Here is a 14349-nt window from a genome sequence, read left to right on the forward strand (position 1 = left end):
AATGTGACACTTTTATGACATAAACAGGATAAGTGTGTGAATTTGAATGATTAATTTAGAGGATGTTGTTTTTTTACAACAGCAATTTTAGATATCGAACTTGACTGATCCGGTGGCCAAATCATAAACAGCACCCACAAGAGCAATGTGATTGTCTTGAACCATTTTTTTGATAATGTCGCTATTCTGTTTGATGTTATTAATCTGCTCATGCACGTTATGCCAGCACACTTTTTCAACGAAAGAGGTATTTGATGAATTTCGCTCAGAATTTATGGAAGTTTCGTGACCCACTGCTGGATTTATCATTTCGATAATTTCTCCAATATTACCCCCCTTAAAATGATCGCATGCCGCCTTAACCGCACCACAATTGCTATGGCCCATCACCACTACCAACTTTGAGCCTAGATACTGTGTTGAAAATTCTAAACTACCAATGGCTAAAGTTGACGCTACATTTCCTGCTAACCTGACTGAAAAAATATCTCCCAGGTTTTGATCAAAAATAAGCTCCACCGTCGTTCTGGAGTCACTACAACTCAATATTGAAGCAAAGGGATGCTGTTTATCTTTCAGCTCATCTCGCACACTCAACATATCGTGCTGTCGTTTGACATTATTAACAAAACGTTCATTGCCTTGTTGCAAAATTTCAATCGCCTGTTGCGGGGTCATTTGATCACGATCAATTTCAGGATGCATGTACATAACTATTCTGGCCTCATGTGTGGAAATAAAATAACATCTCGAATGCTTGGTTTATTAGTAATCAGCATAATTAAGCGATCAATGCCGATTCCGCATCCGCCCGTGGGAGGCATACCATACTCAAGAGCACGGATAAAGTCTGCATCATAATACATCGCCTCATCATCCCCAGCTTCTTTTTGTTCCACTTGTTTTTTAAAACGCTCTGACTGCTCTTCGGGGTCATTAAGCTCAGAGAAACCATTAGCTATTTCTCGACCTGCGATAAACAATTCAAAACGCTCCGTGATAGTTGGATCGCTATCTGACGCCCGGGCCAAAGGTGATACTTCAGTTGGGTAATCGATGATAAACGTTGGATACCAAAGATGCTCCTCAGCGACTGCTTCAAATAAAGCTAATTGAAGCGATCCTAATGATCGATTTGGTGGAAGCTCTTCCCCCATCTTTTGCAGAGTTTGCTCAATAAATTCAGCATTAAGGAGGTCTTCGGATTTGAATTGGTTATTGTATTTTTCGATCGCTTGCACCAGTGTTAAACGGTCAAATGGCTGTGAAAAGTCTATCTCTTTATCCTGATAGGTAAGTTTTAAATCCACCCCACATCCTGTGATACTGGAACGAATACAATCCTCTGTAAATGTCATTAGCCATTGATAGTCAGCGTAAGCAGCATAAAACTCCATCATAGTAAATTCTGGGTTATGCCGAACGCTCAAGCCCTCGTTACGAAAATTTCGATTGATTTCAAACACACGATCAAAACCACCCACCACCAATCTTTTTAAATACAATTCTGGAGCAATACGCATAAACATTTCCATGTCCAACGCGTTGTGGTGAGTCACAAAAGGTTTTGCACTCGCACCTCCAGGAATTGGATGCAACATCGGTGTTTCGACCTCAAGAAATTTATTGTTGACCATAAATTCGCGAATAGATTGGATGGCTTTAGATCTGGTTAAAAAAGTATCTTTCGTCTCTTGATTGACCATTAAGTCAACATAACGCTGACGATACTTCATCTCTTGATCTTGCAGCCCATGAAACTTTTCTGGCATCGGTCGTAAAGATTTTGTTAATAAACAAATTTCGGTAACCTCGATCGTTAATTCATCCGTGTTTGTTTTAAAAAGCTTCCCTTTAGCGCCAATAATATCTCCCATGTCCCACCTTTTGAAAGAAGAATATAGCTCGGGATTGTCTTCATTATTGATAAGATCTCTGGCTACGTACAATTGAATTCGGCCTGTTCGATCCTGAATTGTCGCAAAACTTGCCTTACCCATCACCCTTTTTAGCATCATTCTCCCAGCAACGACAACTTCAATATTTTTTTCTTCTATGGTTGGCTTATCAAATCCATCATATTCTGCATGTAATTTAGAAGAATCATGTTCAGGCTTAAAGTGATTTGGGAAAGCAACGCCGATTTTTCTTAACTCAGCTAGCTTGTTTCGACGTTCTTGAATAATCGAATTTTCATCAACTGTTTGATTTTCTTTATTTTCCAACTTAAACCCCTTGTTTTAAACTTTCTGTAATAAATGGATCAAGATTGCCATCGAGCACACCTTGAGTATTTCCCACTTCAACACCCGTCCTCAGGTCTTTGATTCTTGATTGATCAAGGACATAACTTCTGATTTGATGACCCCAACCAATGTCTGATTTAGCATCTTCCATAGCCTGCTTTTCTTCATTTCTCTTATCCAGCTCAATTCGGTAAAGCTGAGCTTTAAGCATATCCATCGCCTGAGCTTTATTTCGATGCTGAGATCGATCATTCTGACACTGCACAACAACGCCACTTGGCTCATGCGTAATTCTAACAGCAGAATCCGTTTTATTGATATGCTGACCACCCGCTCCTGAAGCCCGATATGTATCAATTCTTAAATCCGCAGGGTTGATGTCAATTTCTACTGACTCATCAATTTCTGGATATACATTCACTCCAGCAAAAGAGGTGTGTCTTCTGCTGCCTGAATCAAAAGGTGATTTTCTGACCAATCGATGAATGCCAGTTTCTGTTCTAAAATAACCATAGGCATAATCGCCTATAATTTTAATCGTAGCTCCCTTAATCCCAGCAACCTCACCTTCCGTGATTTCCATCACCTCAACCTTGAAGCCCTTTTCCTCACAATATCTCAAGTACATTCTAAGCAGCATATTAGCCCAATCTTGAGCTTCCGTTCCGCCACTGCCGGATTGAAAATCAATAAAACAATTATTAGGATCAAGAGGGTTTGAGAACATTCGTTTAAACTCCAATTGACCTAGTTTTTTTTCTAAATTAATGGTGTCTTGAAATAAATCGTTAAGTGTAGAGTCATCACTTTCCTCAAAAGCTAAATCAAACAGTTCTTTGTTGTTCTCTATGCCCGAGTTCAACTGTTCAAACTCTTGGATCGTATCTTCTAAAATTCTTTTTTCTTTACCAATTTTTTGACTTAATGAGTGATCCTCCCAGACTTTAGGATCCTCTTGTTGGCGAGTAAGCTCTTCAAGCTGTTCTTTTTTGTTATCGAGGTCAAAGATAGCTCCTGAGTGCTGAAAATCGATCATCGATTTCAGATAAGGTTGTTTTCAATTGATTAAGTTTTTCTGCTTCCATTTTTTGAATGATAAATATTAATCCTGCGACATTTTAACCTTTTTTTTGTAAACATAAAATTGTCATAAAAGTGTCATACTGAAACTTTAGAATCAGGTTTCAATTTTAATACTCAAACAGGAGCGATTATATGGTTTCAACTTTAAAAAAAGCTGTATTAGCAACTGTAGCTACTACTGCGTTAACAACTTCAGTATTTGCTGCAGACATCATTAAAATAGATGGTTCATCAACGGTTTATCCAATTACTGAAGCGGTAGCTGAAGAGTTCCAAAAAGAAACAGGCAAGAAAGTAACTGTTGGTGTATCAGGTACCGGCGGTGGTTTTAAGAAATTCTGCCGTGGTGAGACATCAATCTCTGGTGCATCTCGTCCAGTAAAAGCAAAAGAAATTAAAAAGTGTAACGAAGCAGGTATCTCATTTATTGAAGTTCCAGTGGCTTTCGACGCATTAACAGTTGTTATTAACAAAGACAATGACTGGGCAGCAGAAATGACACCTGAAGAATTAAAAAAAATGTGGGGTCCTGATGCACAAGGTAAGGTGATGAACTGGAGCCAAATCCGTGAAGGCTTTCCTGATCAACCATTAAAATTATATGGTCCTGGTGCTGATTCAGGTACATTTGACTACTTCACTGAAGCAATTATTAAAAAATCTAAATCTATTCGTGGTGACTTTACAGCATCAGAAGATGATAACGTTCTTGTTCAAGGCGTAGCTGGTGATAAAGGTGGCTTAGGTTACTTCGGTTTAGCTTACTATGTTGAAAACAAAGATAAACTAGGTGCTGTTAAAGTTAAAAATAAAGAAGGTAAGTTTGTTGAGCCATCTCTTGAAACAGTGATGGACGGTTCATACAATCCGCTTTCACGTCCTTTATTCATTTACCTAAATGCAACAAAAGCAGCATTTGATCCAAATGTGAAAAAATTTGTTGAGTTCTATTTAAATAATGCAGCTAAGTTATCTAAAGAGGTGGGTTACGTGCCATTCTCAACTGCTGAATATGATTCAATCAAAAACCACGTGAAGTCATTAAAAACTGGTACAGCATTTAAAGATGGTCCAGCAATTGGTCTTTCAGTAGCTGAAATTTTAGAAAAGGCTACTGACTAAGAGACTTAAACCCTCTTAATCTAAGATTCAGAAAAAAGAGGGGATTTATCCCCTCTTTTTTTTTTATTTTATGTAATAATTATCCTGTTTTTTTTAAAGAGTTTTACTGATGGCCAACAAAAAATCTAATGCAAAACCCAATATTAGTCCTGCCTTAGCCAAAAATATTAGACGAAATTTTTTAGAAAGAATTATTGAATTAGTTTTGATGTTCTCTGGGTTCATTGCCGTACTCATAACATTCGGTATTGTCTATATATTGGTGTCTGAATCCATTCCTTTTTTTGAGGCCGTCACCTTTAAAGAATTTTTAACTTCTACCGTCTGGACCCCAAATTTTGAGATAAAAAATTACGGGATTCTCCCGTTAGTTGCAGGCACCCTAACGATCACCGGAGTAGCATTAATTGTCGCGGTACCAATAGGTACAATTACAGCAGTGTATCTCTCAGAATTTGCTTCTCATAAAGTCAAAGAAACAGTAAAACCTGTTCTAGAACTCTTGGTCGGTGTGCCAACTGTTGTATTTGGCTACTTCGCACTACTTTTAGTGACTCCATTGTTACAAAAAATATATCCAGACTTATCAACCTTTAACATGCTTGGACCTGGTATCGTGATGGGTATTATGATAGTTCCCTACATTGCTTCAGTCGCAGAAGATGCTATGCGAGCTGTACCAATGTCTATGAGAGAAGGATCCTACGCCATGGGGGCGACTCGATTTCAAACAGCGGTCTCGGTAGTCATGCCAGCGGCAACTTCTGGCATAGTGGCTGCTTATATTTTGGCAGTTAGTCGTGGTATTGGTGAGACAATGATCGTAGCCATCGCCGCTGGACAGCAACCGAATTTCACTTTTAACCCCGTTGACAGCGCTGCAACAATCACTGCCTATATTGTATCTGTGGCCCTAGGCGATCTCGAGCATGGCGGTATTGGTTATCAAAGTATTTTCGCAGCAGGTATCACACTGTTTGTAATGACTTTAAGTTTAAATATACTAGGTCAATGGACCAGAAATAAATTTACTGAAAGATATTAAAGATGGCTATCTCGAAAAAAAATGATGACAAAGACCTAAACTTAATCAGACAACTGATTAAGAAGCATAAAAAAAATGATCAGATTTTCGCTGGCATTGGAATGTTTATAATTGTCTCTTTAGCAATCACTTTACTTGTTCTCTTTCTTGATCTTGTCATCGATGGGTATCCAAAAATAAATTTGGATTTCTTTTCCAATTTTCCATCCAGAAAACCCGAAGGAGCTGGTATCTTGTCTGCCTGGGTTGGCTCTGCTCTGGTACTAATTGTGACATTCTTTGTAGCTGTTCCAATGGGTGTAGCAGCTGGAATTTATTTGGAGGAATACGCTAAAAAAGGATGGTTTGCCGACCTCATTGAAATTAATGTTGCCAATCTTGCGGGCGTGCCATCTATTATTTATGGCCTGTTAGCACTCGGTTTATTTGTCTACGAGTTTGGTCTTGGCACCAGTGTATTAACTGCTGGTCTGACCCTCTCATTACTAATGCTTCCCATAGTCATAGTTTCAACTCGTGAAGCTATTCGTGCAATACCTGTTCATATCAGAGAGGCTGCTTTTGCAGTAGGTGCAACCAAATGGCAGGTTACTCTTCATCATGTGCTTCAATATGCCATGGGTGGAGTATTAACAGGAATTATTATTGGTATGGCAAGAGCCATTGGCGAGACAGCTCCTGTGATCACAATCGGTGCGTTAACTTTTATCGCATTTTTACCCCCATCTCCTGTGACTGATGTCGCACCATTTTTTAATTTCGCATGGCTTGAGGCAGGTTTTACTGTTTTACCAATCCAAATGTTTAACTGGATTTCAAGACCAGAACATGCGTTTCATATCAATGCTGCCGCTACAGGAGCGGTCATCATTGTGCTCACATTATTAATGAATGGTTTAGCGATTAAGTTGCGCTATAACATCCGAAAAAAAATTAAATGGTAGGAAAGATATGGCTCAAAATAAAGAAATACTAAAAGCAGAATCAAAAAACTTTAACTTTCATTACGCTGATGGCACCCATGCTCTCAAAGACATCAACATCCCATTATATGAAAAGAAAATAACCGCTCTCATTGGCCCATCAGGATGTGGGAAGTCAACTTTCTTGAGATCTTTCAACCGCATGCATGACCTATACAGTGGAAATAAGTATGGTGGGGAAATCGTTTTGCACCCGGATAATACAAATATCTTGGACAACAAAGTCGACCCGATTGAAGTCCGAATGAGAATAAGTATGGTCTTCCAAAAACCTAATCCCTTTCCTAAGTCGATCTATGAGAATGTGGCTTATGGTTTAAGAGTTCGTGGTGAAAATAACAAACGACTTCTTGATGACAAGGTAGAAGAGGCACTCAAAGGTGCATCGTTATGGAATGAAGTTAAGGATCGTTTGCAAGATTTAGCTTACAACCTTTCAGGTGGGCAACAGCAACGTTTATGTATTGCAAGAGCCCTAGCCACAGATCCTGAGATCATGTTGTTTGATGAGCCTACGTCAGCACTTGATCCTATTGCCACAGTAAATATCGAAGAATTAATGAGTGAGCTAAAGAAAAAATTAACTATTTTAATTGTGACTCACAACATGCAGCAAGCGGCTCGTATTTCTGATTACACTGCCTATATGTACCTTGGTGAAATGATTGAATTTGATGAAACAGACACCATTTTCACAAAACCTTCAAAAAAAGAAACAGAAGACTACATTACAGGTAAATTTGGCTAAATATTGCTTACTGCAAAAAAAGAATTATTGTGGAAAAAAATAAACAGACTTTTCAAGTCCAATAGATTCAATGATGTAATATCACTCACTCTTGAAAATATTAATGATAGTTTAAATTACGATAATATAAAGTTTATTAATTTAGCCGCCGAAGCCTCACTACAAACAAATCAGTTAGAGCTCGCAAAAAAATTTTTAGAGCATTCCCTCAAGATCGACTCACAACAATATCTTCCTTTATACAACCTAGGAGTAATGCACGAAATTGATGAAAAATTCATAAATGCAATTTCTTATTACAAACAATCACTAAATTACAATCCCGAATATTTTGATGCTAGGTTTAACTTAGCTAATGTTTTAAAAAAAATACAGAAATTTGAAGATGCGTTAATTCAGACTAAGCAATTAATTAAATTACATAAGAACTATGACTCAATGAATCTTCACGGAGCAATACTTCTTGAGTTAAATGAACTAGATTCAGCGTTCAAAATATTTACAGAATTAAACTCACAATATAAAGATCCAAATATATTAAATAGTATTGCAAAAATATATAGAAAATGGGGTAACCAAGATAAGTTTTTTTTGACACTTGAAGAAGCCTATGAAGTGGATAAAAATTTTCCACAAACAAATCACAATCTTGGAAATTATTATGAATCAAAAAGAAAATACATGGAAGCAGAAAAGTTTTATAACTCAACTTTAAAATTTGATGATAATCCTGATACGAGAATTAGTCTTGGAATATGTCAGCTAAAACAGCAGAAATTTAATATTGGTTGGGAAAATTATGAATCTAGATGGAAATCAAGCCACTTATTGACAAAGTTCATTAAAACTAGAAAGCCTTTATGGAATGGAGATCAATGCGATTCCATACTGGTATGGGGAGAACAAGGTATTGGTGACGAGATATTGTATTGCTCGATGCTCAATGACGTATCAAAATTTGCAAATAAAGTTTTCTATTCATGCTCATCTAAAAAGATAACCTCAATATTAAAGAGAAATTTTCCAAATATTACAATACTTCATACAGATGACGTTACCAGTGATGATTTTTTTGACACACACATACCTGTAGGCAACCTTGGGAGATATTTAAGAAATAATCCATCATCTTTTAAAAATACAAATTATCGAATACATCCGGATCCAAAAAATAAAACGCTTATTAAAACGAAATTTTCAGATCCTATGATTGGAATAAGTTGGAGAAGTAATGATCAATTAAAAAATATTGAATTAGCAAATTTTAAAAGTTTAATAAATAGCAGATACAAACTAATAAGTCTTCAATATCAACCAACAGATGATGAATTGAAAATATTAATAGAATTAGGAATCATTGAATCCAAGCTAAATATATATGATGATCTGGAATCACTTTTATCACTAATAGATTGTTGTGATTATATAGTTACAAGTTCAAATATTAATGCTCACTTTGCTGGCGCATTAAATAAGAAAACTTTTTTGTTAGATAAAAATAACATTGAGTTAAAGCATTTTCATTATTGGTCAAGCCCAACGAAAAATTCTTTGTGGTATCCAAGTATTGAAATAGTGAATCAAAAAAAAGAAAATAATTGGAAGGATGAGTTTCAATATATTAAAAGTCAAATTGATGTGTAAATTTAATCTTCAATAACTTTTTTAATCATTTGAGCCGCTTTTAGAACAAGATTTTTATTTTTCCCTTCAGTCATAATTCGAACTAAGGATTCTGTACCTGATTTGCGTAGCAAAACTCGCCCATTATTGTTCATTATTTTTTCAGCCTCATGAATTGAGTTTTGTATTTCTTCGGTCTCTAAATCAATTTCTTTATCGAGTGGAATATTTAATAAAATTTGAGGATATAAATTAATTTCTGATACAGCCTGATCAAAACTTATTTGTCTTTTTTTAATGGCTTTAAGAACTTGCAATGCAGAGATGATTCCATCACCTGTGGTATGAAAATCTTTCAGTAAAATATGACCTGAATTTTCGCCGCCATAGATCCAGTTTTTTTCTTGCATCATTTCGGACACGTATCTATCACCCACTCCTGACCTAGAAAACCCAATCCCTAGATCTTTCATGCTCTCTTCAAAAGCTAAATTAGTCATTAGGGTCCCGACCACACCACTATCAAAATGATTCTCCTCAAATGCAGCACGAACAATAATAAACAGGAGTTGATCTCCATCCACTTTATCGCCATTAGAATCGACCATTAACACTCGATCACCATCGCCATCAAAAGCGATACCAAGATCAGCATTTATTTTCTTTACTTCTGATCTTAATAATTCAAGTGAGGTTGACCCACATCCATCATTAATATTTGTTCCATTAGGAGCAACGCCAATAGTATGAATATCAGCCCCTAATTCTGTAAAAATTTTTGGGGCAACTTGATAAGTGGCTCCATGCGAACAATCAAGGACGATTTTTAATCCCTCAAGCGATAGATCTTTGGGAAATGTGTTTTTACAAAACTCTACATAACGACCTTGAGCATCATCCACCCTTTTTGCTTTGCCAATATTTTCAGAATCTAAATTCTCAATACCATCTATTGTTTTTTCTATCTCAAGTTCAATCTCGTCATCTAGCTTCAGGCCATTGCTTGAAAAAAATTTAATCCCATTATCCTGATATAAATTATGGGATGCAGAAATCACTACCCCAATTTGCGCTCTTAGGGCTTTTGTAAGATAGGCTATGGCTGGGGTTGGAATAGGTCCTGTTAAAAAAACATCCACACCAGCAGCAGAAAAACCAGCCTCCAGAGCTGATTCCAACATATAGCCTGACTCGCGTGTGTCTTTTCCAATAATTACTTTTGGTTTGCTTGATGATTGATTATCTTTCGTTAAAACTTTTCCTGCAGCAAAACCAAGCTTTGTAAAAAAGTCTACTGTAATTGGAAATTTTCCTGCCCTACCCCGTATTCCATCCGTACCAAAATACTTCCTCATATGTTTCTTTCCAGATATTTTCTTGTCACAGCAACATTATGTGTTCTGATGATTAAAGGGTTTTTAACATTTACCATCGATGAAAAAAAACCGGTTGCATCATCTAATCTTTGTAAATCATCGCCCACTATTTTTTTTAGCATACTTTTCCTCGACATAGCAATGAGCAGTGGTGTATTCAATTCTGCAATTGTCTCAAGATTTTGATAAATTTCCCAGTTATCTTCAAAAGTTTTTCCAAAACCAAAACCCGGATCAAGAATGATTCTATCTTTATGGATGCCATCCGCAATACATACATTTAATCGGTCTTGAAGAAACTGTTTTATCTCCTCTGTGATGTTTGTTGCATAATGAGGTTTGTCCTGCATTGTTTCTGGCGTGCCTTGCATATGCATCAAACAGACCATGTTGCTGGGGTAATCTTTTACTGTTTTAATCGAATCTTTTTCCCCTAATGCTTTGATGTCATTAATTACATCCACCTCATGATCTAAAGCAAACCTCATTGCCTCTGGCTTATAGGTGTCGACCGAAATAAACACTGAGGTTTCCTTTTTTATCGCTGTGATAATCGGGCCAATTCTTCGAAGCTCTTCTTTTAATGTCACTGGCTTTGCACCGGGTCGTGATGACTCTCCACCAATATCTATAATATCAACACCTTCATCAATCATTTTTTTTGCTTGCTTCATGGCCTTGTCTGGATCGATAAAAAGACCCCCGTCAGAGAATGAGTCTGGGGTGACGTTGAGCACGCCCATAATAATTGGGCGGGTTGAGTTATCAATGAATGATGAAAAAGTCATACAGGGTAATCGAGTTAATTACCCTATATTTTACTTGGATTTTGCGGATGGTTGCGGAGAAGTTACCGCTGGACCAGAACCTGTGCCTTTATCGCCAGATGGAGATTTGCCAGAATCTGCTGGCTTAGGTGCTCTCACTTTTTTTCCAGCCATGATGTCATTGATTTGTTCAAAATCGATGGTCTCATACTCCAGCAAGGCCTTAGCCATTGCTTCCACCTTCTTTTTATTTTTTTCAATAATTTTTCTAGCTACCGCATATTGCTCATCCAAAATTCGTCTTACTTCAGCATCCACTTTTTGTTGAGTTGCTTCAGAAATAGTTTTGGATGGCATACCAAAGGTAGACTCATTTTGATCATCGCTATAAACCATTGTGCCTAATTTGTCAGACATACCATATTTGGTCACCATGTCACGAGCTAATTTAGTCGCTCTTTCAAAATCATTAGATGCACCTGTCGACATTTGCTTCATGAATACTTCTTCCGCAATTCGGCCGCCAAATAAGATGGAGATTTCCTCAAGCATTTTATCTTTGAAGTTACTAAATCGATCAAATTCCGGCAGTTGCCATGTCAAACCTAAAGCCCAACCTCTAGGCATGATGGTCACTTTGTGCACAGGGTCCGCCTTCGGTAAGGACTTAGCCACAATTGCATGTCCAGATTCATGATAAGCGGTATTAATTCTTTCATCTTCTTGCATGACAAGTGATTTACGTTCAGGACCCATATAGATTTTATCTTTAGCATCCTCAAAATCCTGCATGGTCACGGTACGATGAGATCGACGTGCGGCAAATAATGCGGCTTCATTAACAAGATTAGCTAAATCAGCGCCTGAGAACCCAGGAGTCCCTCTCGCTAATATGTCTGATTTCACATCAGCATCACTTGGTATTTTTCTCATGTGTACATTTAGAATTTGTTCACGACCTTTGATATCAGGTAAAGATACAGCCACTTGACGGTCAAATCGACCAGGTCGTAATAGCGCTTTATCTAAAACATCTGCACGGTTAGTTGCTGCAATAACAATAACACCTGAATTTGCCTCAAAGCCATCCATCTCAACTAGAAGTTGGTTTAAGGTTTGTTCACGCTCATCATTTCCGCCACCCATGCCAGCTCCACGGTGTCTACCAACAGCATCAATTTCGTCAATGAAGACAATACATGGAGAATTTTTTTTGGCTTGCTCAAACATATCACGTACTCGAGCTGCACCAACACCTACAAACATCTCTACAAAGTCAGATCCAGAAATAGTATAAAAAGGTACTTTGGCTTCACCCGCAATTGCTCGCGCTAGCAATGTCTTACCCGTACCCGGAGGGCCCACCATAAGAACGCCTCGAGGTATCCTGCCGCCTAACTTATGAAATTTATTGGGATCTCTTAAAAAATCCACCAACTCAGTGACTTCTTCTTTGGCTTCATCGCATCCAGCGACATCAGCAAAAGTTGTCTTATTGGTCGTTTGGTCTAGCTGTCGTGCCTTACTTTTACCAAATGAAAACGGACCACCACCTTTACCACCGCCTTGCATTTGCTTCATAAAGAAAATCCATACACCAATAAGCAGAATCATCGGGAACCAAGAAATAAAAATACTCATCAGCATAGATTGTTTTTCTTCTGGCTTAGCCTCAACAATCACGTTATTTTTTAACAAATCGGACACCATCCATGGATCTGTTGGTGAGTAGGTTGAGAATCTCTTGCCATCAGCAGTAATGCCATTAATGTTCCGACCATCAATTTCAACCTTAGAAATATTTCCAGACTTTACTTGCTCCATAAACTGGGAATAGACAAGTTTGGTTTCAAAGCGATTCGCTGGTGAAAACTGATTAAAGATCATCATCATAAGCGCGCCAATAGCTAACCAAACTAAGATCGTTTTTAAAGTGTTATTATTCAAATCATTTCCTTATAAATTTGCGTAATTTGTTCTTATTCTATCTTTTTTCGAGACCAATTAAAAAGAATTCTGCACTTCTGTCTCGCGAGGAATCTGGTTTTTCAATCTTTACCACGTTAAAGAGACTTCTTAGTTTTTTAACATAGTCCTCAAAACCACTTCCCATAAAAGTCTTGACCATAAAATATCCCTTTGGTTTCAACCAATCTGAGGCAAATTCCAATGACAAGTCATTCAAATCGTTAATCATGGCCTGGTCACGACTTTTTATACCACTAATATTGGGGGCCATATCAGAAATTACAAGGTCTACAGCTGTATTTTCTAGCAATTCTTCAAGTTTCTGTAATATGGAAAGCTCACGAAAATCGCCTTGAATAAAAGTGGTATTTTTAACATCATCCATCGGCAATAAGTCGATTGCAAAAATTTTTCCATTATTTGATATTAGTGAGCTTGCTGCTTGAGACCAGCTTCCGGGCGCTGAACCCAAATCCACAATACGATCATTAGGACGTATCAAGTGATACTTATCATTCATTTCAATAAATTTATACGCCGCACGGGATCGAAATCCATCTTTTTGAGCTCGCTTGACAAATTCATCGGACAAATGCTCTTTAATCCAGTTTTTTTTGGTTCTTGTTTTTTTCATGTCTGATACAATGTTATTTTTTTTAAAAAATCATGTTAAATAATAAACAAATCAAGGCATTAAAGGCTGAAGCTCATCACCTCAAAACAACAGTCTCTATAGGTTCAAAAGGTATCACAAATCAGGTCATTTCTGAAATAACCAACACTATAAATTTTCATGAGTTAATCAAAATACAAATTCAGTCGGATACGAAAGAAGACCGATTAAAAATTGCAAAAGAGATCTGTCAAGCAACAGAGTCAGAATTCGTTCAATTAATCGGAAAACAGGCGGTCATCTTTAAACGAAAAGACGAAGAAAGCAAATTCTCTATTTAGCGCCACCTAAGCATTAGTACAGTGACTAATATGGTCTGAATCAAAAATGAGATGCTAGAGATGCCATGCCACATAGCAAAGCGATCAGCAAAAATACTTTCCATAACTTCTTTGGGTTGTGCATTAATTTTAAGCGCTTCCAGTGTAGGCTGAATACCAAAAAAATTTATCAGAACAATCAAGGCTATGAATAAAATGAGCCAAAACTGGCTAGATTTAACCACGGACCATCCATGATATTTGAACAAATGAAAAAAAATCAAAACTGACATCCCTATACTAAAATAACTAAGGTAATGAAAAAGCTGGCCCGCAACAACTCCAGCTAAAAAAGCCGTTGGAATTTTATCGAATAACACCTTGGCCACAATGATCATCCACCAAAGCGACCCAGCCCATATTGATAAAAAGAGTTTAAGAAAATGTCCCATAAA

The 14349-nt window shown here is 37.2% G+C and carries 13 protein-coding genes and 1 pseudogene; 6 read left to right on the plus strand and 8 right to left on the minus strand.

Annotation, left to right across the window (positions count from 1 at the left end; translation table 11 throughout):
• Window positions 1-87: 87 nt before the first annotated feature.
• The 3 genes and pseudogenes from UZ34_04695 to UZ34_04705 all read right to left on the minus strand — a co-directional run bounded on the left by UZ34_04695 (window position 88) and on the right by UZ34_04705 (window position 3331).
• A complete protein-coding gene (locus UZ34_04695; protein ID AKO64679.1) occupies window positions 88-711 on the minus strand; it encodes a carbonic anhydrase in 624 nt (207 codons plus the stop codon).
• Between the two features lie 2 nt (window positions 712-713).
• The gene (locus UZ34_04700) at window positions 714-2225 is read right to left on the minus strand and encodes a lysyl-tRNA synthetase (GenBank protein ID AKO64680.1); all 1512 of its coding nucleotides are present in this window, start codon (window positions 2223-2225) and stop codon (window positions 714-716) included.
• Window position 2226: 1 nt separating this feature from the next.
• A pseudogene (locus UZ34_04705) lies at window positions 2227-3331 on the minus strand (peptide chain release factor 2).
• A 130-nt stretch (window positions 3332-3461) separates the two neighbouring features.
• On the opposite strand from UZ34_04705, the gene UZ34_04710 reads away from it, so the two are divergent.
• The 5 genes from UZ34_04710 (at window position 3462) to UZ34_04730 (ending at window position 8871) form a co-directional block, all read left to right on the plus strand.
• A complete protein-coding gene (locus UZ34_04710; protein ID AKO64681.1) occupies window positions 3462-4451 on the plus strand; it encodes a protein sphX in 990 nt (329 codons plus the stop codon).
• 109 nt (window positions 4452-4560) lie between these two features.
• Window positions 4561-5496, plus strand: coding sequence for a phosphate ABC transporter permease (locus UZ34_04715; GenBank protein ID AKO64682.1), 936 nt, complete (start codon window positions 4561-4563; stop codon window positions 5494-5496).
• 2 nt (window positions 5497-5498) lie between these two features.
• Window positions 5499-6440 carry a phosphate ABC transporter permease gene (locus UZ34_04720; protein AKO64683.1) on the plus strand — a complete coding sequence of 314 codons (942 nt, stop codon included), beginning with the start codon at window positions 5499-5501 and terminating at the stop codon, window positions 6438-6440.
• A gap of 7 nt (window positions 6441-6447) precedes the next feature.
• Window positions 6448-7227 carry a phosphate import ATP-binding protein PstB gene (locus tag UZ34_04725; protein ID AKO64684.1) on the plus strand — a complete coding sequence of 260 codons (780 nt, stop codon included), beginning with the start codon at window positions 6448-6450 and terminating at the stop codon, window positions 7225-7227.
• Window positions 7228-7230: 3 nt separating this feature from the next.
• Window positions 7231-8871: a hypothetical protein gene (locus UZ34_04730; GenBank protein AKO64685.1), complete on the plus strand. Its 1641-nt coding sequence runs from the start codon at window positions 7231-7233 to the stop codon at window positions 8869-8871.
• A 2-nt stretch (window positions 8872-8873) separates the two neighbouring features.
• Here the strand turns inward: UZ34_04730 and glmM are convergent, their stop codons facing one another.
• Genes glmM through UZ34_04750 form a run of 4 tightly spaced genes read right to left on the minus strand, consistent with a single transcriptional unit; the run spans window position 8874 to window position 13595 of the window.
• Complete coding sequence (gene glmM, locus UZ34_04735) at window positions 8874-10205, minus strand: phosphoglucosamine mutase (protein ID AKO64686.1); 1332 nt, start codon at window positions 10203-10205, stop codon at window positions 8874-8876.
• Entirely contained in the window at window positions 10202-11014 is an 813-nt protein-coding gene (locus UZ34_04740; GenBank protein ID AKO64687.1) for a hypothetical protein, read from the minus strand. The genes glmM and UZ34_04740 overlap by 4 nt, the downstream gene beginning before the upstream one ends.
• 30 nt (window positions 11015-11044) lie before the next feature.
• Window positions 11045-12940, minus strand: coding sequence for a cell division protein FtsH (locus UZ34_04745; protein ID AKO64688.1), 1896 nt, complete (start codon window positions 12938-12940; stop codon window positions 11045-11047).
• A 37-nt stretch (window positions 12941-12977) separates the two neighbouring features.
• Complete coding sequence (locus UZ34_04750) at window positions 12978-13595, minus strand: 23S rRNA methyltransferase (GenBank protein ID AKO64689.1); 618 nt, start codon at window positions 13593-13595, stop codon at window positions 12978-12980.
• 29 nt (window positions 13596-13624) lie between these two features.
• Here UZ34_04750 and UZ34_04755 point away from each other — a divergent pair, with 29 nt between their 5' ends.
• Complete coding sequence (locus tag UZ34_04755) at window positions 13625-13915, plus strand: hypothetical protein (GenBank protein ID AKO64690.1); 291 nt, start codon at window positions 13625-13627, stop codon at window positions 13913-13915.
• On the opposite strand, the gene UZ34_04760 is transcribed toward UZ34_04755, so the two are convergent.
• Entirely contained in the window at window positions 13912-14346 is a 435-nt protein-coding gene (locus UZ34_04760) for a hypothetical protein (protein ID AKO64691.1), read from the minus strand. The two genes, UZ34_04755 and UZ34_04760, sit on opposite strands and share 4 nt — an antisense overlap.
• Window positions 14347-14349 lie beyond the last annotated feature (3 nt).

This window comes from Methylophilales bacterium MBRSF5 (genome assembly GCA_001044335.1).
Lineage (GTDB): Bacteria > Pseudomonadota > Gammaproteobacteria > Burkholderiales > Methylophilaceae > BACL14.

Bases quoted from the DNA above. Each gene is read 5' to 3' on its own strand.
- glmM (AKO64686.1), bottom strand. From the start codon at position 10,205: ATGAGGAAGTATTTTGGTACGGATGGAATACGGGGTAGGGCAGGAAAA.
- UZ34_04720 (AKO64683.1), top strand. From the start codon at position 5,499: ATGGCTATCTCGAAAAAAAATGATGACAAAGACCTAAACTTAATCAGA.
- UZ34_04695 (AKO64679.1), bottom strand. From the start codon at position 711: ATGTACATGCATCCTGAAATTGATCGTGATCAAATGACCCCGCAACAG.
- UZ34_04715 (AKO64682.1), top strand. From the start codon at position 4,561: ATGGCCAACAAAAAATCTAATGCAAAACCCAATATTAGTCCTGCCTTA.
- UZ34_04760 (AKO64691.1), bottom strand. From the start codon at position 14,346: ATGGGACATTTTCTTAAACTCTTTTTATCAATATGGGCTGGGTCGCTT.
- UZ34_04725 (AKO64684.1), top strand. From the start codon at position 6,448: ATGGCTCAAAATAAAGAAATACTAAAAGCAGAATCAAAAAACTTTAAC.
- UZ34_04750 (AKO64689.1), bottom strand. From the start codon at position 13,595: ATGAAAAAAACAAGAACCAAAAAAAACTGGATTAAAGAGCATTTGTCC.
- UZ34_04710 (AKO64681.1), top strand. From the start codon at position 3,462: ATGGTTTCAACTTTAAAAAAAGCTGTATTAGCAACTGTAGCTACTACT.
- UZ34_04740 (AKO64687.1), bottom strand. From the start codon at position 11,014: ATGACTTTTTCATCATTCATTGATAACTCAACCCGCCCAATTATTATG.